General features: G+C 61.9%; 30 protein-coding genes. 21 read left to right on the forward strand and 9 right to left on the reverse strand.

The features are described from left to right. Positions 1–9 precede the first annotated feature (9 nt). The 8 genes from AC1ROB_RS16795 to AC1ROB_RS16830 all read right to left on the reverse strand — a co-directional run bounded on the left by AC1ROB_RS16795 (position 10) and on the right by AC1ROB_RS16830 (position 4730). Positions 10–1011 (reverse strand): hypothetical protein, encoded by a 1002-nt coding sequence (locus tag AC1ROB_RS16795; RefSeq protein ID WP_492969973.1) that lies wholly within the window; start codon positions 1009–1011, stop codon positions 10–12. Between the two features lies 1 nt (position 1012). Next, a complete protein-coding gene (locus AC1ROB_RS16800; RefSeq protein ID WP_493031515.1) occupies positions 1013–1789 on the reverse strand; it encodes a hypothetical protein in 777 nt (258 codons plus the stop codon). Between the two features lie 89 nt (positions 1790–1878). Further along, positions 1879–2325 carry a hypothetical protein gene (locus tag AC1ROB_RS16805; RefSeq protein WP_493031517.1) on the reverse strand — a complete coding sequence of 149 codons (447 nt, stop codon included), beginning with the start codon at positions 2323–2325 and terminating at the stop codon, positions 1879–1881. 64 nt (positions 2326–2389) lie between these two features. Further along, entirely contained in the window at positions 2390–2590 is a 201-nt protein-coding gene (locus AC1ROB_RS16810) for a hypothetical protein (RefSeq protein ID WP_492969970.1), read from the reverse strand. After that, complete coding sequence (locus tag AC1ROB_RS16815) at positions 2590–2811, reverse strand: hypothetical protein (RefSeq protein WP_492969969.1); 222 nt, start codon at positions 2809–2811, stop codon at positions 2590–2592. Before AC1ROB_RS16815 ends, AC1ROB_RS16810 begins: the two co-directional genes overlap by 1 nt. Beyond that, positions 2808–3722: a hypothetical protein gene (locus AC1ROB_RS16820; RefSeq protein ID WP_492969968.1), complete on the reverse strand. Its 915-nt coding sequence runs from the start codon at positions 3720–3722 to the stop codon at positions 2808–2810. The genes AC1ROB_RS16815 and AC1ROB_RS16820 overlap by 4 nt, the downstream gene beginning before the upstream one ends. 145 nt (positions 3723–3867) lie before the next feature. After that, complete coding sequence (locus tag AC1ROB_RS16825; protein WP_492969967.1) at positions 3868–4092, reverse strand: hypothetical protein; 225 nt, start codon at positions 4090–4092, stop codon at positions 3868–3870. A gap of 143 nt (positions 4093–4235) precedes the next feature. Beyond that, on the reverse strand, positions 4236–4730 hold the full coding sequence (locus tag AC1ROB_RS16830) for a LexA family transcriptional regulator (protein ID WP_492969966.1): 495 nt from the start codon (positions 4728–4730) through the stop codon (positions 4236–4238). Between the two features lie 279 nt (positions 4731–5009). On the opposite strand from AC1ROB_RS16830, the gene AC1ROB_RS16835 reads away from it, so the two are divergent. From AC1ROB_RS16835 to AC1ROB_RS16925, 19 genes are all read left to right on the forward strand, one after another. Further along, positions 5010–5306 carry a hypothetical protein gene (locus AC1ROB_RS16835; protein WP_492969965.1) on the forward strand — a complete coding sequence of 99 codons (297 nt, stop codon included), beginning with the start codon at positions 5010–5012 and terminating at the stop codon, positions 5304–5306. Between the two features lie 5 nt (positions 5307–5311). Beyond that, on the forward strand, positions 5312–5629 hold the full coding sequence (locus AC1ROB_RS16840) for a hypothetical protein (RefSeq protein ID WP_492969964.1): 318 nt from the start codon (positions 5312–5314) through the stop codon (positions 5627–5629). A gap of 7 nt (positions 5630–5636) precedes the next feature. After that, positions 5637–7124, forward strand: a complete 1488-nt coding sequence (locus tag AC1ROB_RS16845) for a DEAD/DEAH box helicase (protein WP_492969963.1) — start codon at positions 5637–5639, stop codon at positions 7122–7124. After that, positions 7121–7405 carry a hypothetical protein gene (locus AC1ROB_RS16850; protein WP_492969962.1) on the forward strand — a complete coding sequence of 95 codons (285 nt, stop codon included), beginning with the start codon at positions 7121–7123 and terminating at the stop codon, positions 7403–7405. Before AC1ROB_RS16845 ends, AC1ROB_RS16850 begins: the two co-directional genes overlap by 4 nt. Before the next feature lie 121 nt (positions 7406–7526). Further along, entirely contained in the window at positions 7527–8459 is a 933-nt protein-coding gene (locus AC1ROB_RS16855; protein ID WP_492969961.1) for a DNA cytosine methyltransferase, read from the forward strand. Then, entirely contained in the window at positions 8456–8596 is a 141-nt protein-coding gene (locus AC1ROB_RS16860) for a hypothetical protein (protein ID WP_492969960.1), read from the forward strand. The genes AC1ROB_RS16855 and AC1ROB_RS16860 overlap by 4 nt, the downstream gene beginning before the upstream one ends. After that, positions 8589–8903: an ASCH/PUA domain-containing protein gene (locus tag AC1ROB_RS16865; protein ID WP_492969959.1), complete on the forward strand. Its 315-nt coding sequence runs from the start codon at positions 8589–8591 to the stop codon at positions 8901–8903. The genes AC1ROB_RS16860 and AC1ROB_RS16865 overlap by 8 nt, the downstream gene beginning before the upstream one ends. Further along, the gene (locus AC1ROB_RS16870; RefSeq protein WP_492969958.1) at positions 8900–9112 is read left to right on the forward strand and encodes a hypothetical protein; all 213 of its coding nucleotides are present in this window, start codon (positions 8900–8902) and stop codon (positions 9110–9112) included. Before AC1ROB_RS16865 ends, AC1ROB_RS16870 begins: the two co-directional genes overlap by 4 nt. After that, complete coding sequence (locus tag AC1ROB_RS16875; RefSeq protein WP_492969957.1) at positions 9105–9518, forward strand: hypothetical protein; 414 nt, start codon at positions 9105–9107, stop codon at positions 9516–9518. Before AC1ROB_RS16870 ends, AC1ROB_RS16875 begins: the two co-directional genes overlap by 8 nt. Continuing rightward, complete coding sequence (locus AC1ROB_RS16880; RefSeq protein WP_492969956.1) at positions 9515–10417, forward strand: hypothetical protein; 903 nt, start codon at positions 9515–9517, stop codon at positions 10415–10417. The genes AC1ROB_RS16875 and AC1ROB_RS16880 overlap by 4 nt, the downstream gene beginning before the upstream one ends. 9 nt (positions 10418–10426) lie before the next feature. Beyond that, on the forward strand, positions 10427–12997 hold the full coding sequence (locus AC1ROB_RS16885; protein WP_492969955.1) for a phage/plasmid primase, P4 family: 2571 nt from the start codon (positions 10427–10429) through the stop codon (positions 12995–12997). After that, positions 12994–13374: a hypothetical protein gene (locus AC1ROB_RS16890; protein ID WP_492969954.1), complete on the forward strand. Its 381-nt coding sequence runs from the start codon at positions 12994–12996 to the stop codon at positions 13372–13374. The genes AC1ROB_RS16885 and AC1ROB_RS16890 overlap by 4 nt, the downstream gene beginning before the upstream one ends. Next, a complete protein-coding gene (locus AC1ROB_RS16895; RefSeq protein WP_492969953.1) occupies positions 13341–13646 on the forward strand; it encodes a hypothetical protein in 306 nt (101 codons plus the stop codon). The genes AC1ROB_RS16890 and AC1ROB_RS16895 overlap by 34 nt, the downstream gene beginning before the upstream one ends. Before the next feature lie 247 nt (positions 13647–13893). After that, positions 13894–14589: a hypothetical protein gene (locus AC1ROB_RS16900; protein ID WP_492969952.1), complete on the forward strand. Its 696-nt coding sequence runs from the start codon at positions 13894–13896 to the stop codon at positions 14587–14589. Positions 14590–14672: 83 nt separating this feature from the next. Continuing rightward, a complete protein-coding gene (locus AC1ROB_RS16905) occupies positions 14673–15374 on the forward strand; it encodes a hypothetical protein (protein ID WP_492969951.1) in 702 nt (233 codons plus the stop codon). Positions 15375–15399: 25 nt separating this feature from the next. Beyond that, entirely contained in the window at positions 15400–15693 is a 294-nt protein-coding gene (locus tag AC1ROB_RS16910; protein ID WP_492969950.1) for a hypothetical protein, read from the forward strand. Between the two features lie 47 nt (positions 15694–15740). Further along, the gene (locus AC1ROB_RS16915) at positions 15741–16022 is read left to right on the forward strand and encodes a hypothetical protein (protein WP_492969949.1); all 282 of its coding nucleotides are present in this window, start codon (positions 15741–15743) and stop codon (positions 16020–16022) included. Next, entirely contained in the window at positions 16022–16345 is a 324-nt protein-coding gene (locus AC1ROB_RS16920; RefSeq protein WP_492969948.1) for a hypothetical protein, read from the forward strand. The genes AC1ROB_RS16915 and AC1ROB_RS16920 overlap by 1 nt, the downstream gene beginning before the upstream one ends. A gap of 46 nt (positions 16346–16391) precedes the next feature. Next, positions 16392–16688: a hypothetical protein gene (locus AC1ROB_RS16925; protein ID WP_492969947.1), complete on the forward strand. Its 297-nt coding sequence runs from the start codon at positions 16392–16394 to the stop codon at positions 16686–16688. Positions 16689–16700: 12 nt separating this feature from the next. Here AC1ROB_RS16925 and AC1ROB_RS16930 read toward each other — a convergent pair whose 3' ends face one another. Next, entirely contained in the window at positions 16701–17051 is a 351-nt protein-coding gene (locus AC1ROB_RS16930; RefSeq protein ID WP_492969946.1) for a hypothetical protein, read from the reverse strand. A 367-nt stretch (positions 17052–17418) separates the two neighbouring features. Here AC1ROB_RS16930 and AC1ROB_RS16935 point away from each other — a divergent pair, with 367 nt between their 5' ends. After that, positions 17419–17976, forward strand: coding sequence for a phage tail protein (locus AC1ROB_RS16935; protein ID WP_492969945.1), 558 nt, complete (start codon positions 17419–17421; stop codon positions 17974–17976). Between the two features lie 264 nt (positions 17977–18240). Further along, on the forward strand, positions 18241–18807 hold the full coding sequence (locus tag AC1ROB_RS16940) for a terminase small subunit (protein ID WP_492970760.1): 567 nt from the start codon (positions 18241–18243) through the stop codon (positions 18805–18807). The last annotated feature ends 61 nt before the right edge of the window (positions 18808–18868 follow it).

Raw genomic sequence — 18868 nt, forward strand, 5'->3', positions numbered from 1 at the left:
GACAAGCGTTTACTCGGGGAAACCGTAATCAGCATCCGCGCCGGCCGGCTGCTGCAGCACGGGCGGCGGGGTGTCACCGCCCGTGCTGCCCTCGCCTTCATCGGCGGTCATATCGAACGGGATGCCGGTCTGCGCGGGCGTCTCGGCCGCGGCCGTCGTCTGCTGCGTGGCAGCGGCAGGCTGCTGGCCGACATCTGCGGCCGGCTTCGTGGTGCGCGGTTTGCGCGGCGCTTTATCGGTGGCCGCCGGCGGCAAGACTTCGCCCGCAACTTTGCGCGCGGCATCGCCAGCAGCAACATTCTCGGCGGTCGGGCTGGGCACCACCGGGGCGGCCGGCGTGATATCCACCATGTCTTCCACCTCATCGGCGGTGTGCATGCCCATCAGGATATCGGGGGCGTACAGGCGGCCCAGGAAGGCAGCGGAGCGGTAATGGCCCATCAGGTCCCGCATGGTCAGCCATTTGCTGCCGGGCTTCGTGTACCAGCCTTCCTTGACCGCCATTTCAATGGTGACCTCGGGGCCTTCCAGGCGCTCGCCAGTGGCCTTGTCATAACACCAGGCCACATACCGCTTGTTGCGGACTTTCATCTTAACGGTGGTCTTCGTGCGGGAACCCTTCGGGCCTTCCCACTTGTCCACCTCCACTTCGGTTTCGCCAAGGTCTTCCACGATGAAGCGGAGCGGCGAGAACCGACCACAGCTATTCAGGGCCGCGATGATGTACTGAGAGGCCCACGACGGCCGACCCTCGATAATGTGCAGGTTCTGCATCACCATCAGGATATTGGCATTGGCGCGACGACTGATATCCAGCGCGATGAGCGCGTTGCCGGTGTTGCCTTGGTATGCAGCCGGCACCATGTTGCTTTCGGTCAGCGGGCGCACCATGCGCTGGGCCAACTCGAAATTCTCCACGGAGTCAAAGACGCCCGCCGGGGCCACGCGGCCCATTGTCTGGGGCGGCATCACCGCCAAGGCGGTGTTATGTGCGGTATCGGTGGCGGTCATGTCAGTGGCCTTTCTCTTGCTTGTGGCTGGTGCAAAACTCGGTGCCCCATGCAGAGCAATAGTCCGGGCCGCACATCATGGAATTCGGGTTGGGCAACCAAATCCATGGATTGCCCGTTTTCTGGAACGCGAGGATTTCACGCTTGGCATGTTGCGCTGTGTGCCATGCGATGGTTTCCGCCTGTGCCACCGGGTATTCCACCAGGACCGGGTCAGGCTGAGGCTTGGTCACGCCAACGCGCTGCACGAAGATTTCCCGCAGGCGGCGCGTGACGCGACCAGCTGCACGGTTCAAGAGCGAGTACCCACCGTACTGCGCCTGGTTGGCGCGGTGCATCGTGCCAGTCTTCAGGTCATCAATGCTGGCGCCGGCCGGCAGGATCACACCCGGCGCGGCTTCTTCCTCCGGCAGATCGCTGCGCAGGTCCAGCGTGCCAGCCAACTGGAAGCCGTCGCCCAGGTCGGCCACGCCAAATTCTTCCATGGCGACCGGCCGCAGGTCAGGCATCTTGTCCAGCACCACCAGCGCCTGTTTGCAGGCCTGCAGGATGGCAGCATCCTTGTTCCGGGTGGTGTCATCCCAGACCACGGCGCCTTCGCTAGCGGCCATTTCGGCGCTAATGGTGTCACCGGCCAGGCCGCGGAAATCCGTGCCGGCCGGGTCCATGCCGGCCATGCGGTTCTTAAGGCCATGCGCCAGCAAGGTGTGAGAGGCTGTACCGATGATGGCGCCGATGCTGGGCAGGGTCTTGCGCAGTGTGTAGCCAGCGGCCTCCACGATGGCGGGCCACCCGCGCGCGACGCTGCGCCGGCTGCAGTCGCTATACTGCGGCATGCCGCTGCAACGGATGACGGTTGGCTTGGCCATCAGCGGTTACCCCGCCGGTGCTGTTCTCGGTGGTAAGACAGAAGCGCTGCGACGATGGCCAACGGCACCGTATTGGCGCCCTTGTCGCTGTAGATCGCGCCGGAGTGCGTCCCGGAATGTATCCGCGCGCCGGCTGCGCGTTCGTGACGCTGCAGGCTGATTTTCGGTCGGCGCCAGACACTGACCATCAGGTTGGCCGGCACAGCGGCGAACGCATCCGCCTCGCTGCTGGTGTAGCGCATCAGATCGGTGGTGATGTGCTGCCCTCTGGTGCCATCCGGCCTGGTGTATTCCAGCAGCTGGGTGGCCGCATCCCAGGCGATGAAGCGGTGGCCGTGCAGGGCGCACCACACTTTGGCATCGTCCTTCCTGCTGCCGACAGTCCCGCCCAGCAGGGAGAAAATCAGCGCGTCATACTCCGGTGTCTCGCAAACGTGCGTCACCACACCACCCCCAGGGAGAGAATGAGAAGCGCGCATGCCGCGATGGCTTTCAGTCTGTCTGCGGTGGTCATGGCAACCGCCCCAGCGGGCCGGACAACCGCCGCGCCTCGGCCCGCTCGCGCTGCTTAGCGCGCGCGAGGCGAAGGCTATCAATGATGTACGGAACGGCCTCACGTTCCGGCATATCGGGCGGCACCTCTACAGTATAGAGATAGTATCCACCCTCTTTTGGGGTGGACATGAAGCGGACCATAACGCTGCCGGTCATCAGGCGAGCACCTTGCACACAGCCGCGGTGAGGCGCATGACGCTGGCGGCGTGCCACTGCGCCGCAGCCGATGCCCTGAAGTAATCCCCGAAGAACTCGTAACGCTCGCTTTCCGCCGGATGGTTCTGGGTGGCGCGGATATCGAAAGTCCAGATGCGTTTGCCGTCAGGGTAGCGACCATGCACACGGCGATAGGTGGAGGTGTCTACGTGGATGCTCATTTGCGCTTGCCCGGCTTGGTCAGCTTCTCGAAATTCTCGACCACGTACCGGAGGGCTTCGCGGCCCTCTTTCTGCTTGCGCACGGCATCATCCCACCGTGCGACGTGCAGGACACCCTTGATGTGCTTTTCAATCAGCTGCTGGATGACGCGCGGGTCAAGAGCATCCAATTCCCACGACTGGTTTCCAAACTGCCGGGCATAAGACGCAAACCGGCTATCCGTCTGTTTTGCCGGATTGGGCGGAGGGTTGTATTTGCGCACCTGGTCCATATTCAGGGCGATGCGCAGCACTTCCACCTGGTAGTCGCCTTCCCGCACAAACATATCCATGCGGTCTTTGTTATCCCGCGTCATGTCAATGCCACTGGGATCGTGGTCACCGAGGTGCAGGATAAGCGGGCGCTGCCCACCAACGCTGTACTGTTCAAAGCGCTTTCCAGCCCGCCACGCCTCTGACTGACTGGTGTTGCCACGGCAGGCGAAATAGGGCACTGCATACTGTTCGCAGATGCGCTCAATCACACCTACCAGCGCCTCTTTCTCCACCCATACTTCAACGCGATATGGCTGGTCTTCCCACAAATCAATGCGGAACTGGTCCGCCGAAGCCACCAGAATATCTGACGGCTTTTCCCAATGCGGAAGGGCGATCAACTCGCGCGTGCGATCTTCCATCATCTCCCAGTCAATCTGACCGGCGAGACGCGCCTTATTGATGATTTCCCCGAGACGCTTGTATTCGTTCTGCCTGTTGGGCAGCAAATCGCGCGACACAAACTGATAGAACAGCGAGCGCAGCGTAAGCACCAGGCCCTCGGCCTCATACTCGGAAATGATTTCGTTCGCCTGGTCAATTATCCGCTGGATAGCCGGCGTGAACGTTGTGTTGATATAGGCTTCGTAAGGCATCAGACAGGTGCCCCCACCATGGTGGCACCGTTCTGCACGGCGAATGACTGCGCGGCACTGATGCTGATAAACCAGCATTCACGTCCACGCAGGATGAAGACGTGGCCGCCGCCGTCCTGCCGGTCGTATGTCAGCGCAGGCCGCTTCACTGCAGCACCGCCGCATCCATGATGGCGCGCAACTGACCGGCGGTGACATTGATCTTGACCACCTGATTGTCCGCCATGCCGGCCAGGCCGGACATATCGGCAAGGATGGGCGCCAGCGCAGACTGCAGCGCATCGTGGCGGCGGCGGATGGTGGCCTGTTCTTCCACAGCGCTCTTGACGGCAGATACAGCCGCCGCAGCGGGTTGTTTGGTGGTGCTCATCGGTAATCCCCATCAACGGTGTGATCCGTTGATGGCCACCATAAGAGGCACCTTTTACCTTGTGAAGGTGATTTGTACCGTTACCTTAAAAAAATATGCGCCGCTCTGGGCGGCGCACATATGACGGCGATTTGTGTTGAAACTTACAGGCGCTTCAGCAGCCCCAGAACGCGACCGGCAACTTTCAGTTTGCTGGGCGCTATATCGCCATCAGGCGGATATGCCGGATTGTCTACAGCTACGCGGACCTTGTCGCCGTCTACTTTCTTCACCAGGCGGCGCACCACCAATGAGGCGTCGCTCATCTTCAGAATATATACGCCGGCGCCGGTCGCGTGATGGACGCTCCAATCCACCAGCACCGGTTCGCCGGCAGGCAGAGTGGGAGACATGGCGTCATCGGTCGGCACGTACCAGCCAGTGTCTTTGCCGTGGAAGGCTGCGGGCAATTCGTTCTGCGCAGCTGGCTTTTCATTAAGCAACTCATGAACCGTCATGCCGAGCGCGCGGGCAATAGGTTCAATTTTATTTAACCTCGGGTCATGGGTGCGGCCGGACAGCAGGCGCCGCACTGTATCGCGCTTTACCCCGGCGCTGTCTTCTAGGTCTTTTATAAATTCTATGCCCTGCTTCTTCATGGCGGCTTCGATATTCCGCCCCAGCGCACTTATTTTTTTGGTATTTACCGGGACCCGTGGTCTAGCCATAAAACGCCTCTCGCTCCTTATCCGTCCGGCAGTTTGTACCGAAGTTGTAACGGTACATTGCCACTCCTAGCGGCACTTATCAAGGGTACCAAGGGTATTCTATGGCCACTCAGAGGGGCTTTGTACCCTTCCCCTATATTGAATTACGGTACTTGTGCCGTTATTAAGGTCACTTCTCACCGGTAATGCCGGCGTCAGATGGGGCCTGAGATGGATCAAACCGACAATCGCACCAGCGAGAATGCAGCGCCAATTCCGATGGTGCTCTACTGCCCCGCCTGTGATGTGCAGCATGTTGACGAACCGAACCCGTCGCAAGGCTGGAACAACCCGCCGCATCGCAGCCATCAGTGCCAAGGGTGCGGCCATGTCTGGCGGCCAGCCGATGTGGCAACCACTGGTGTGGTGGCGCTGCTGACCGCAGGCAAGGCCGATGGTTCTGCCAGCCCCATCGTCGCACGCTATCAGATGCGCGCCGCCGCCGGCTTCCCACACCGTCCGCTGTGATCCTCATGCGGCGCCGCAAGAAACTGCAAACGGAAATCCCAGCGCCCCAGCAGCCGCCGCGCACCACTGAGGTGACGGCGCTTACACAGAACGCAATCGACTTCCTGCGATATCACCGCGTGACGGTCTATCGCTCTGGAAACACCCACCTGAAGGTCAACGACAAAATCGTGACGCCAGAGTGGACGCGGAGAATTGCGCGCAGCATGGGCTGGGTCAAAGGCTGGACCAAGCCGGATGCCCCGCGGAACGACGCGCGCGAGACACGCGCCACGGCATCGCAGATCGCCGCCACTCGCCAACTGGCCATTCCTGGTATCTGAGGCGCGCGTGCAAATCCGCAATATCGTTCTGCGCCCCGACCAGCGCGTTTGGATTGAAGCCATTCGGAGTCATTTCAGCCAAGGCAGTAAATCGCCTTGCGGTCAGGCCCCTACTGGCTTTGGAAAAACTGTTGGCATCAGCTATGTGGCCGATGGCGTCGCGCGCAAAGGCAACCGCTGCTGCGTGCTGGTGCACAGGCAGGAACTGATTGTCCAGACCTCAGTTGCGCTGGCCAAGATGGGCGTATGGTTCCATATCGTCGGCCCTAGCAAGGTCATCCGCGCCGCAGTGGAAGCCATGCTGGCTGAGACGGGCCGCAGTTTCTACAACGCAGAGGCCCCCACCGGTATTGCCAGCGTGCAGACCCTGGCGCGCCGCATCGGTGTCGGTTTCATCCCCTACCACTTCCTGTTGGTTGATGAGGCGCACCACGCGGTTGCGGGCCTCTGGGAAAAGATACTGGCGGTTCATCCCGCTGCTTTCATCCTTGGTGTCACCGCGACGCCACAGCGTCTGGATGGCCGCGGCCTCGGCGTACATGCCGGCGGCCCGTTCACCAGTCTCATCCTTGGCCCATCGGTGGCCGAACTCATCAGCAACGGCTACCTGGCTCGGCCGCGCGTTTTCGCGCCCCCTATCCAACTGGACCTGACTGGCCTGCGGTCGGCTGGTGCGGACTTCCGCCGTGAAGACGCAGCACAGCGATTGGACAAACCCAGCATCACCGGTGACGTGATCGGCCACTATGCCCGCATCTGCCCTGGTGTGCCTTCCATCGCGTTCTGCGCCAGCGTAGAGCACGCGGAACACGTCGCTTCCCAATTCCAGGCAGCTGGGTGGCGCGCAGCCAGTGTGGACGGCAACACGGATGGTGGTGTGCGCCGCGCCCGCATCAAAGCGCTGGGTGACGGCAACCTGGATATCCTCACCAGCTGCGACATTATCAGCGAGGGAACCGACGTGCCGCGGGTTGGCGGCGCCATCCTGTTGCGGCCGACGAAGTCAGAGGCAATGTACCTGCAGCAGGTCGGCCGCGCGCTGCGCAGCTATGATGGAAAAGACTGCGCATTCATTCTTGACCACGTCGGCAACAGCGACCGCCACGGCCTGCCGGATGAGGACAGGGCCTGGTCACTGGACGGCCGAGCTAAGCGCGGCAAGAAATCGGATGGCGGCATGTCCGTGCGCAGCTGCATGGAATGCTATGCCGTGTACTCGGCCGTCCATGGCGCCTGCCCGGATTGCGGCCACAGCCCGGTTGCAGCCCCGCGCCTGATCGAGGTGCGCGACGGCGAGTTGGTAGAGGTGCAGCAGCGCGCCGCTGCCCGTGACCGCCGCCGGGCACAGGGCATGGCGAAGACTTATGAAGAACTCGTGGAACTTGGCCGCCGCAACGGCAACGCCAACCCCGAGGCGTGGGCACGCTACGTGCTCGCCGGCCGACCCGGCCCGATTGTCCCGAACCCACTCCCCGAGGAAGGAAGCCTGTTATGACCGATCATATTGCGCGGTACATGGCCGCCATGCACGCCATGCAGTCCGGTGTTGCCATGCAGCAGAACATGGGCAGTGCCGATGGCTCGCCAAAGCACCTCCGTGTTGGCGTCAACTCCGCGCAGGTCGGCATTGCCGCTCTGGCCACCCTGCTGATTGAAAAGGGTGTGTTCACCCGTGAGGAATACGAAAAGGCAAACGCCGATGCGATGGAAGCCGAGGTGGAGCGGTATGAGGGCGTATTGTCCGCCGCTCTGGGTCGGAAAGTGACGCTGGCTTGACCGGGCATGCATACCCCCCCCCCCCCCCCGCAAGAATTGGGCCTACTACAACGAGATAGACCCGTTCAACGTTTTTTGGCTCCGAGAACTTATCAAGGCCGGAGAAATAGCACCGGGATGCGTGGATGACCGAGACATTCGAGATGTTACACCAGATGACCTTACCGGGTTTACACAATGCCACTTCTTCGCTGGCGTCGGCGTCTGGTCCTACGCACTCCGAAGGGCAGGTTGGCGAGATGATCGCGCTGCCTGGACCGGTTCCTGCCCTTGCCAACCTTTCAGCGCGGCAGGCAAAGGCGCTGGGTTTGCTGATGAGCGGCACCTATGGCCCTCATGGTTCCACCTCATCCAACAGCATCGCCCTTTCGTCGTCTTTGGTGAACAGGTTGCAAGCAAAGACGCAGACGTGTGGATCGACCTTGTACAATCTGACCTGGAAGCGATGGAGTACGCCATCGGGGCGGTCCCGTTTCCGGCTGCGGGCATCGGTGCGCCGAACGTGCGCGACCGCCTTTACTGGGTGGCCGACACCGATAGCGGCAGACAGCCGTGGGCGAGCGGGAGCGGCGGCGCACAAGGACAGCGAGCTTCCGAACGCAGTCAGCAAGGTGGATTGGTCGCTGGCATCGGGCTGGCCAACACCGCGAACAGCGGACGGCGAGAAGAATATCAGGACCATGCAGGGCGTGCTGTCGGAGATGGAGTGGAAAGGCTCGCCTCAGGACACTGGCATGGCGGCGATGCTGGCGGGGTGGCAGACGCCGACCGTGGACGGCTTCAGGAAGCGTGGCGGAGACAGGTCGGACGAATTGGGGAACCAGGAGTTGGTCAAGAACGTGGACCAACCAGCGCGGTTCACGGCTACTGGCGAAATGCTGATTGGCTTCTCTGCCGGGATGGACGGTGGCGGCCTGTTGGACCCGGCACATTCCCGCTGGCTCATGGGGCTGCCGCCCGCGTGGGACGATTGCGCGGTTACGGCAATGCACTCAATGCCGAAGCCGCGACGGCGTTCATCCAAGTCTACATGCAAGCGAGAGGGATAACATGACCCCGCAGATTTGCGCGCTGCTAATCCTCGCCATCGTGATGTGCTTCGCCATGTACCGCGGCTGGCTCGGCACGGGCATCGCGTTCGGTATCGCAGTGCTGCTGCACGGTTGCAGCATGGCGGCCGGCAATGGTTGACAATCTCCGCCCGGAACCGGCGCCGCGCGGGCCGGTGCTGCACCAGCTGAAGATTTGGCCGCCGCAATTCGACCCTGTGGACGATGGCCGCAAGCAGTTTGAGGTGCGGTGGAATGACCGCGATTACCGCGTGGGCGACGTGCTGGACCTGCAGGAATGGGACCCAGCCGCCAAGGCCTATACCGGCCGCGCCACCAAGCAGGTCATCACCTACCTGCTGCAGGGTGAATTCGGCCTGCAGGCGAACCAGTGCGTGATGAGCATTCGCCCGGCCACGGGAAAAGACCTGTGGAGGGTTGCCCAGTGACTGCAGCCAAGATCACCAACGATGCGGATGCCCGACGCGCGATTTCCGAGGCCAAGACGCGCATGGCGGATTTCGATGATGCATATGAGCGCGGCGACCTCCACGCGGCCGAGGGCATCGCGGAGGAATGCAGCTATATCGTCTCCGCCCTGAAGCGGTTCTGCCGCGAACAGCGACGCCAGCCAGCTGCGCAGGCCAGCGATGAGTGAAACCACCGTTGTCCAGAAAACCCTGTTGGCGCTGGGCCGGCTTCCCCTGCGTCTGTGGCGGCATAACACCGGGCAGGCATGGATGGGTAAGGTGATCCACCTCACTCCCGGTCAGACGTTCACTGCGAAGCCTGGTGACGTGGTGGTGCGCGGCGCGCGCCCGGTGCGCTTTGGCCTCCCCGGCAGCGGCGACATTATCGGCCTTGTTGGGCCGGCCGGCCGGTTCCTTTCGGTGGAGTGCAAATACGAGGACGGCGAACAGCGGGAACAGCAGCAGAAATTCCAGGCCATGGTGGAGCGCCATGGCGGCATCTATGTGCTGGTGCGCGACCCTGACCAGGCCGTTGACCAGGTCATGCAGGCCTTGGTGGCAGCCGGTATCACTGAGTTTGGGGTGCGGCCGTGAGCAAGGAAGTATCCCCCTGGAAACATGATGACTTGGCCAATGACCTTGCCAATCGGCTGCGTGGCAATGGCCGCATGGTGTGGACGAACATGCAGATGGGGCCAAGCGGCAGCCCGCGGCCCGACGTGTTCACCATCGCATCCAGCTTCGCCAGCCCAAAGCCGATATCCTATGAAGTTAAAATCAGCCGCAGCGATTTCCTGAAAGATGTGGGCGCCGGCAAATGGCACTCCTATCTGGCGTTCTCCACGGCGGTCATCTTCGCCGCGCCTGTCGGTGTGATCGAGAAAAAAGACCTGCCGGCCGGCGCCGGCCTGATGCTTCGCGGTGCTGACGGTTGGCGTACCGTGGTAGCCCCACGTATGCGGCCGTTCGAGAACATGCCGGCCGATGCATGGATGAAGCTGCTGATTGATGGCCTGCCGCGGATTGGCGGGGTACCGGCACAGCGCCGTGATGAAACGTATACCGCTCTGCTGCGCGGAAACGAAACCATCATGAAGCGTTACGGAAAAGCTGCGGCCCACGTCATCCGTGACATTGATATGGGCCACTATCACCTGGACCGCCTGAAGGAACAGCAGGCCGCTGCAGAGGTGAAGTTGCGCGATGTGCGCCGAGAGGCTGACCGCGTTGCGGCCGAGGCGCAGGCAAGGGGTGAGGCAGCTGCCGCAGCGCAGATGTCAGATTTCAACCAGGCGCGAGCGGAATTGTGCAAGGCGCTGGGCCTGCCGCCTGAAACCAATATCCGCCGCGTGCAGCAAACTATCTGGAATTTGCGCGAGGCCCTGACGGTGGACGCAGCGCGCCAGCGTCTCACTCGCGCCCTTCAGGATATCCATCAAATGGCTGGCAGCATGCTGGCCACAGAGAATAAGCACGCACCGGTTGGCGAGTGAGGGTTATCAGTGTCGCGTATTGATTTCGATGCCGTCAACAAAGCCACGCTGGCTGACCTGCGCGGCCTCATCCAGGATTGGGTGCCCGGCGGTCGCTTCGAGGGCGACGAATACGTGGTGGGCGATTTAAACGGCCGCAAGGGCAAGTCCACCAAATTCAACATGCGAACCGGCAAGGGCGGCGACTTCAGCAGCGCGTCCGGTATGGCCGGTGATCCAATCGGCATTTATGCCCTGGTGTTCAAGGTGGAGCGTATTGACGCCGCCCGCGCGCTGGCCACCCGCTACGGCCTGGAAGGCGGCGACGGCACCAGCTTGCCTGCGACCAGGCCAGTGCACGATGTACCGGCCGAACTGCCAGCGCCCGACACAGATGCGGAGAAGTTGGAGAAGGCTGCGGCCGTCATGGCGGTAGTCACCGGCGTTCGTGACACGCCCGCGCAGGCCTATCTGCTTTCGCGTGGACTGCGTGGAGCGCCACCGGGCACCATCAAGTGGTGGCCGGAACAGGATTACGTCAAAGACGGCAAGTTGAAGAAGCGCGCGAGGCCGGGTTACGGCGCGCTGGTCTGCGTGGCCTATGCACCTGATGGTTCTCCCGCTGCCCTGCAGTGCATCCACCTCACGCCCGATGGAAAGAAAGACACCACCAAGAAAGTCATAAAGCGCAGCTATGGCCTTGTGCGGGGCACAGGTTGGTATCTGCCCGGAACCAACCCCGGCGTGGGGCCGATGCTGGCCGCCGAGGGACCGGAAGACGGCCTGACCCTGCGCCAATGCACCGGCCTGGACGTAATGGTGGGCTTTGGCATCAACGCCATGGCGAGCCTGCCGCTGCCCAAAGACCGGCCGACCATCTTTGTGCGCGATAACGACGAAGTCGGCAGCGATGCCGACAAGTCCGTGGCCAAAATCGTGTTGTCGTGGCTGGACGCCGGCGTGCAGCTGATGATGACCAGGCCGCCGGATGGTGTGAAGGATGCCAACAAGCTGCTGGAAGTCTCCGGCGATGACGCCGTGGTGGCAATGGTCAATGCGGCCATGCCGGTGCGCGACGCGCGGCACGATCCACCTTTGCCGGAAGATACTCGGCCCGCACCGCCACCGCCTGCGAATGAGCATGAAGGCATCGTGGAGATGCCGCCGCCTGAATTCCAGGAATGCAGCGAGTTTCCACCCACCGATACCGGCAACGCCCAACGCATCATAAAGCGCTGGGGCAGCATCCTCATGTATGTGCCCGGCATTGGCTGGCACATCTATGGCCGCGGCGTCTGGGATGCCGGCCTGGCTGACATGCGCGTGCTCAAAATGGCGCAGGTGACAGCGCTGGATATCAAGCAAGAGGCACCATTCCTCACGCCGCCGGAGAACCGCGACCGCATCAAATGGTGTCTGAAATCGCAGATGGGCGGGCAGATTATGTACGCCATCAAGCTGTCTGCGCCGCATGTCAGCCGCGGCACCGCCGCGTTGGACGCTGACCAATGGCTGTTCAACTGCCTGAATGGCGTAGTGGACCTGCGGACGGGCATCCTGCAGCCGCACAATCCTCTCCACTACATCACCAAGCAGGCGCCGGTGGAATTCCACCCGGAAGCCAAGTGCCCAACATGGGATCGGTTCTTGCGCGAAATCTTCGCGCCACACCCGGATATCATTCCTTTCGTGCAGAGAAGCGTGGGCTACAGCCTTACCGGCGATATCAGCGAACAGTGCATGATGATCGCGCACGGCTATGGCAGCAACGGCAAGTCCACATTCTTGGAAACCCTGCAGGCCGTCATCGGCCCTTACTGGGCAAAGACACAGGCCGAGACGTTCGCAGCGAAAGACCGACAAGCGCCCGGCGCACCCAACCCCGCTGTGGCGGCGCTACGCGGCGCGCGCTTCGTGACTGCATCGGAAACCAATGAAGGCTTGCGGCTAGATGAAGGGTTGGTGAAGGAAGTTACCGGTGACGCCTTCATCACGGTGCGCAACCTACACCAGGCGCCATTTACATTCCGGCCGCAGTTTAAAATCTGGCTGGGGTCCAACCACAAGCCTGAAATCCGCGGCACGGATCATGGCATTTGGCGGCGTCTGCGGCTGATACCTTTTGATGCGAAATACTATGACCGCATAGACCCTGAAGCGCCATTAAATGGCCCGTTCAAGGATAAGGTTCTGCCAGCGAAGCTGCGCGGCGAACTGCCCGGTATCCTCGCGTGGGCTGTGCGCGGCGCAATGATGTGGGCAAAGCACGGCCTGGAACCGCCGCAGAGCGTCCAGGTCGCCACGATGGAATACCGCGCGGAAATGGACGTGCTGGGCAGCTTCATCGGTGAGGCGCTGTCCGCACGGCCCGGCAGCGCGATGCCCTTCAGCGAACTGTATTCTGCTTACACCAAGTGGATTGGCGACAACGGGCACGGCGCCATGTCGAAAAAGCGCCTTTCCTCAAAACTGCGCGAACGCGGTCTTAAGACTGATCGGGACGGCCACGGCCAAATCCGGTTGGTCGGCTTTGTCCTGCGTGATGGCTTCAACCTCTATGACAACAGCGGCCGTTATTACCAGGGAGACATGCCGGTATGAAGGCGCGCGACCTTGTTGCGGAACTCACCACCACGCTGAATGGCAGCCGCAACCTTGATATCGCTGTTACGCACGAAGTTGGCCGCCTGCAGCAATTCGGGTGTTGGGTTGACCCATACACCCGCAATAGCGATATCGCCACCCGTCTCATTCCTGCAGGCCTCACCTTGGTGCTGACCAAAGAACCGAATGGTGAGGCCCGCGCGCAGCTGTTCCATAACCGTGGTGACCGCTTCTATTTCCAGCAGGCAGCTGCCAGCCCGGCGCTGGCAATTGCAGCTGTGTCCCTTCAGGCGAGGGCCGTTCTGGCCATCGGAGAATTCGCACGATCGCTCACGCTCGCATGGCCGTGCGCAAAACCACCATGGGGGCTGTGATGGAAGATGAAATGGTTTTGTTCATTAACCCGTCCGTTATTGAAGGCGAGCACCGCCTACAGCTGCTTGAAAGGCAGCTCGCAATGCACCCGCGCCTCATACTGGAGGATAAGCCGCCGCGCGATATTGATCGTGCGTCGCCTATTTACACGATCAATAAGCCAGAAGATGACGTGGTGGTGACCCCGCCGCGCATCATCTTCCGAGGCAACCATGAGGGCGTGCCGCGCAATCGACGCGAGCGGCGGGCCATGGCGAGAGGCCGGCGCTGATGCCGAAGCGACCACCCAACGCTGATATCTGCGGCAACTGCAATGCATGGTGCCGCGTTAAGGCAAAATCGCACGTCGGCTTCTGTGGACGCTCTGGAAAGACCCGCATTGTTACATGCTTTGCGGACTGCGCCGCGTGCCGCCTATTCGTGCGCAGAGTGCCACTCACAGTGGCATCAGAGGTGGACGAAAAGCCGCAAATCACGTATGCAAAAAATGCCGGTGCGACTCGCGCCGCGGGGGCCTGATGGATACGGAAATTTTACACCGCCACATCGCTGCGCTGGCGCACGCTTTCACGCGCGGTGGCCTAGTGGTGACCCTCGATAATGACCCGGAAGCCTATCGGGTCCATGTCGGAACCTTGCTTGAATACAACCTCAGCACCCCGCTTAACATCGCATTCAGCGAGATGGCGCGCGGCAACTTCCTCTGGCTGAAATTCACCACGCCTGCCGGCTTCACGGTCGGCATAGAGGCTGCGCGCATCGTCTCAGCGCCATGGTGGCGCGGCGGTGTGCATCGGCTGCTGCGCAACCAATCATTGTTCGCCACGAAGCAACACGCGCTGCCTGTGATATCCGCATTGCCGCACGCGAACATTGCTGGCCGGCTCGCCTATCTCGGCGGTGGTTGGGTGCATGATGAATGGCGCGGCCGAGGCGTCATGTCGCTGGCGGTGAAACTGATCCTGGCCCATGCGCTGCGTCTTCACACCATAGACCACGGGTTTGCATTGATCCGCGCGAACCATCTGCCTCTGGCACTCGCGGAGGGTGGTTACGGCTTCACAGAAGCATCCGAGGTGCCCAACGCATACTGGTCTGGGTCACCCGTCCCGGAGAATTTGGCCCTCGTATCCGTCCCGCGAAGCGTGCTGTTGCGCCGAATAAATGCGCAAAAGGGGTACAATCTCGCCCCTCGCGGCGGGAAAATCCCCTGAATACCGCCGTTACAACCTCCGAGGGCTGATATTGACAGGTTGTGCCCTTGGGTTTATACCCAAAGACCTTGGGGGATAAACCAATGCGACCGACCAAAGACCCGTCATACCGCGAGCAAACTAAGGCCCTGGGCCTCCGCCTCGGCGCCGCCGTCCACCGCCGGTGCAATATCCTTCAGCTGAGTGTGGAAATCGTCGCCAAGGGCATCGGCCGCGACACTTCCGCCCTGTACGCCCACCTCCGCGGCGAAACCCGATTTTACTACCAGGACGCCATGACGCTGGATGCGTTCTTTGCCGAGCGCGGCGCGCCGGGCCTGCTGGCTGACCTCGCCGCCCCCGCCACCTGGCTGGCCGAGGATATCAAGTTTGACCTTGACCTGCTGAAGCCGTCCGCGCGCCGGCTGCTGTCGTTGCAGAACAACCTGCGCAATGGCGGCCTGCGCCTCATCACCGAGTTGGCCGCCTGCGACCTGCTTTCTGACGTGCACATCATGACCGCTACCGATGCCGGCGTGAAGGTGACGCACTGCGGTGACCATATGAAGGTGGTTGATCCCTCGGTTGTCACCATGGACGTGCGGGACCTGCAGGATAAGGCCTATGGCGCTTTCATCCATGAAACCGTGCCGCCGCTGGTGAAGCGTGGAGAACCGTCGCTGCAGCGCATCCGTTCTGCTGACGGTCAGGTGGAATACCTGCGCACCGCTGTGCCGGTGGATGACGCCCGCCTGGTTGCGGTGACGGACATTATTAAGCTGCCGGAGAATTACAAGCTGACGTGAGTAAGTGCAGGCAAAGGGGGTAAGGGTGAGTATTTTGACAGACCAGGTTCCGCCATCCGCCGGCGACGCATCCGTGGTGCATTTGCGGCCTCACGCCGGCCGCGAGAAACCGGTAGCGGCACCCATCAGTGCCGATGACGCAGCCCAGCTGGTCGCGCAGTTGGATCGTCGGGAACTGCTGCGCTTCGGTTCGGCCAGCTTCCGCCGCGCCTATGAGCGCGACGGCGTGGCGGGCGCCGAGGTGGAGAACCGCAACGCCCTGCTGATCGCGCAGGCGTGCATGGACAAACTGATGCTGGCCGGGCTTTCGGCTGTATAGCTGACGGCAGTAATCACCGACGCAGGGCAAATGTGCCGCACAGCAGCATGACGGATAACGTGACGCATATCGGGGTGGTGGCCGTCCAGGGCGGGCCGCCGATCCCGCTCACCATCGCCAACCAGGCATACGAGGTGTATTGCCACCTCTATGGTGCTGACCTGTCGCTGGCCCGCCTGCAGGCCCGCGGCGGCTTTGAACAGGGCGAGTTGATCGCCTTCCTCTATGCGCGCGCATTCCCGCGTGACCTGTGGCGCGATAAGGTGTCTCAGATTTTAGGGTGGGTGGAGGCGCAGCAGCGCCATGGCCTGAAGGGGCCAACATTCTGATGGGCGCGGACCCGATAGACACAGGCCTTGGCATCGTTGACCGGATCGAGCGCGCCAGCGGCATGCTGCACCGGCCCGGCCAGCTGCGTCGCCTGAATGACCCGGACCATATGAAGCGGCACTGGCAGCGATACTTCGCCATGTACCTGCGTCGCCACCCGCCTGCTGGCCCCGCGCGCGGCTTCTCCGCCGTCTACATGGCGCTGATGCTGACTAGGGCTTGGGATCGTTGGGACCATCTCTATCAGCGGCGAGTGCTGCCTAAATTCGCGGTTCGCCGCGACGGAGACAAAGTCGCCATCGTCTTCAATCCAGACCGATAATATTCCTATTGCGTTCCCTGATCGGTCCCGGATATGAGTCCGGCCGATGGACCGCCCAAGCCGCAACACCACCCTCCGCACGCTCGGCCAGTACCGCACCATGCGCATCGGCCTGGAAGCCGTGTGCAGCGACGCGCGGCGCCAGAACTGCGCCACCAGGTGGGACGTGGTGATATCGGATGCCATTGCACTGCTTGGTGGCAGCGCTTCGCCGGAACAGGTGTTTAAGCTGGCGAAGTGCCCATCGTGCCGGTCATCGCCGCGGTGGCTGGACCCGGTAGTGCTGGCAGAGCCTAAAGGCGGGAAGCCAACCTGGGGCTTCGGTCAGTGGGACCGGGGCTGATCGCCGGCGCCATCACGGCACCACCAGCTTGCTGCCGTCATAGCGGCCCACCACCTTGTCGTCGCGGTGATCGCGCACCTCCACCTTGGCGCGCTTCGTCTCATCGCCCTGCGTCACCAGGCATTCGGCGGCCTTCACGAAACCGGTTTTCGTCTGGAAGTCGATGCCGCGCCATGTCGGCCCGTCCACGATTAACTGCACCCCGGTTGGCTTCACCCCCATGTCGCGCAGGATGCCGGCCTGCTGCGCCCTGGTGAGTTGCTGGCGGCATCCGTCCGCCCGCGCCTGGTCGGGCGCCGCCTGTGCGCCGAACGCCCCCAGCGCCATCAGGACGGCCGTGGTGGTGGTGATCCCCTTGCGCATGCTCGCCCCCTATCGTCTCGCGCCATCCTACGCGGCGCCGGTTCGCAGTCAAATTGCGTTTTGCGGCAGAATTGCGGCCCTCCGGTAGGGGCAAAGCAACAATATTACCGCGATAATCATTCAGATCATTCAGACGCCGAATGATCGCCGAATGATTGGATTGCGGTTTTCCGCCAATATCGGACGATTGACTATAAAATACAGTTTTTCCCTTACGTGCGCGCGTAAGAGAGAAAATATGGAAAAACGTTCAATCGTTCAGATCATCCGAAAATCTGACCCGAGAGGGTGAAAACAGCCGCTATTGCGGTTACGGCACATTTCACCTATTCTGCGCCCTCTGCAACGCTGGGAAGCGTCGCCGCTCATGATAGACGTTAAGTTGAACCTGGACCCGCTCCGCCTCGCCCTGACCGAATTACAGCGCGAGGCCTTCCCCTATGCGACCAGGCAATCAGTCAACCGCACAGCAGCTGCCCTGGAAGGCTACGCCGTCACGAAGGTGTCCAAAGCCATGGGCATCAGACGGAAGCCCGTCAAGGCCGCCTACAGCCGCACCAGGGCCTCTCTGAAAGACCTGGTGGCCGTCGTCTCGGCATCCGGTCGCCCTATAGCCCTGATCGAATTCAACGCCCGCCAGACACGCAAGGGCGTCAACCACACCGCATGGGGAAAGCGCCAGAACGCTGAGGGCGTATTCATCACCAAGATGAAATCCGGCCATCGCGGTGTGTTTAAGCGCGTCGGCAAGAAGCGCCTCCCCGTGAAAGAGCTATGGGGACCTAGCGTGCCCAAGACCATGGCCGATGCGGCCGTGGCAACCGCTCTGCAGACATTCGGCCAAGACCGTCTTGAACGCGAGATGAAAGCCAATCTGGCTTGGTACACGAACAAGACCATTGCCAAACACAATCGGAAGCGGTGAGCGCATGCAAAGTAAAACGCAAGTATTGCCTTATCAGCGTCAAGTATTCGATGACAGCACGCTAAAGGGCGGAAAACAGGCAAATCTAGAGCGATCGCCTTCTATATCAACAGCTTACGGGTCCTTCCACCCCCCGGCACCCCTTGCGGGTAACGCGGCCTCGCGGGATATGTCTAAGTATTCGCAACTAAAAGTAAAGTAATACTAGGAGTTTTCGGCCCGCCTATATTTGGCGCGGCTGCACGGTGATGGGGTGTGCAAGTAATGAGCGCGGCCAAGGGCCAAACGGTAAGTAAATCCGAACTATTGGAAATCATCGGTACCACCCATGTGACCATGGATGCGTGGATGCGCGACGGCATGCCGGTGGAACAGCAGGGCGGTACAGGAACTGAGTACCGCTTCAACACCGCCGCGGTGGTGCGGTGGCTTTGTACCCAAGCGGCCGAGACGGGCCGGGTGCCTGGTGCCGGCAACCGGAAAGCCGTGCGCGATACCGGCGTGGTGGGCGGCGTTGAAAGCCAGGCCGAGGCGGAACGCCGGCTGGCCATCGCGCGCGCCAACACGGCCGAGGCCGATTACCTGCAGAAGCGTGGCGCCATGGTCCTGGTGGCCGAGGCGGTGGCCATGGTGGAGGGCGAGTACGCCACTGTGCGCGCCAAGATGCTGGCCATGCCTTCCAAGCTGGCGGCGAAGCTGAAGGCCTGCCGCACCGTCCAAGATGTGCGGGCCATGCTGGACAGTGGCGTGCGCGAGGCGCTGGAAGGCCTGGTGTATTCCCCGGACAAGGGCGAGGTGGATCACCCGGAGGAAGGCACCGGCGGTGCCTGACGTTCGCCCATATCCTCGCGGGCCGGCTCCGCCGCCGCCCGGTCTGCTGGCCAGCATCATT

The organism is Ferrovibrio sp. GW821-FHT12F09 (assembly GCF_058806775.1).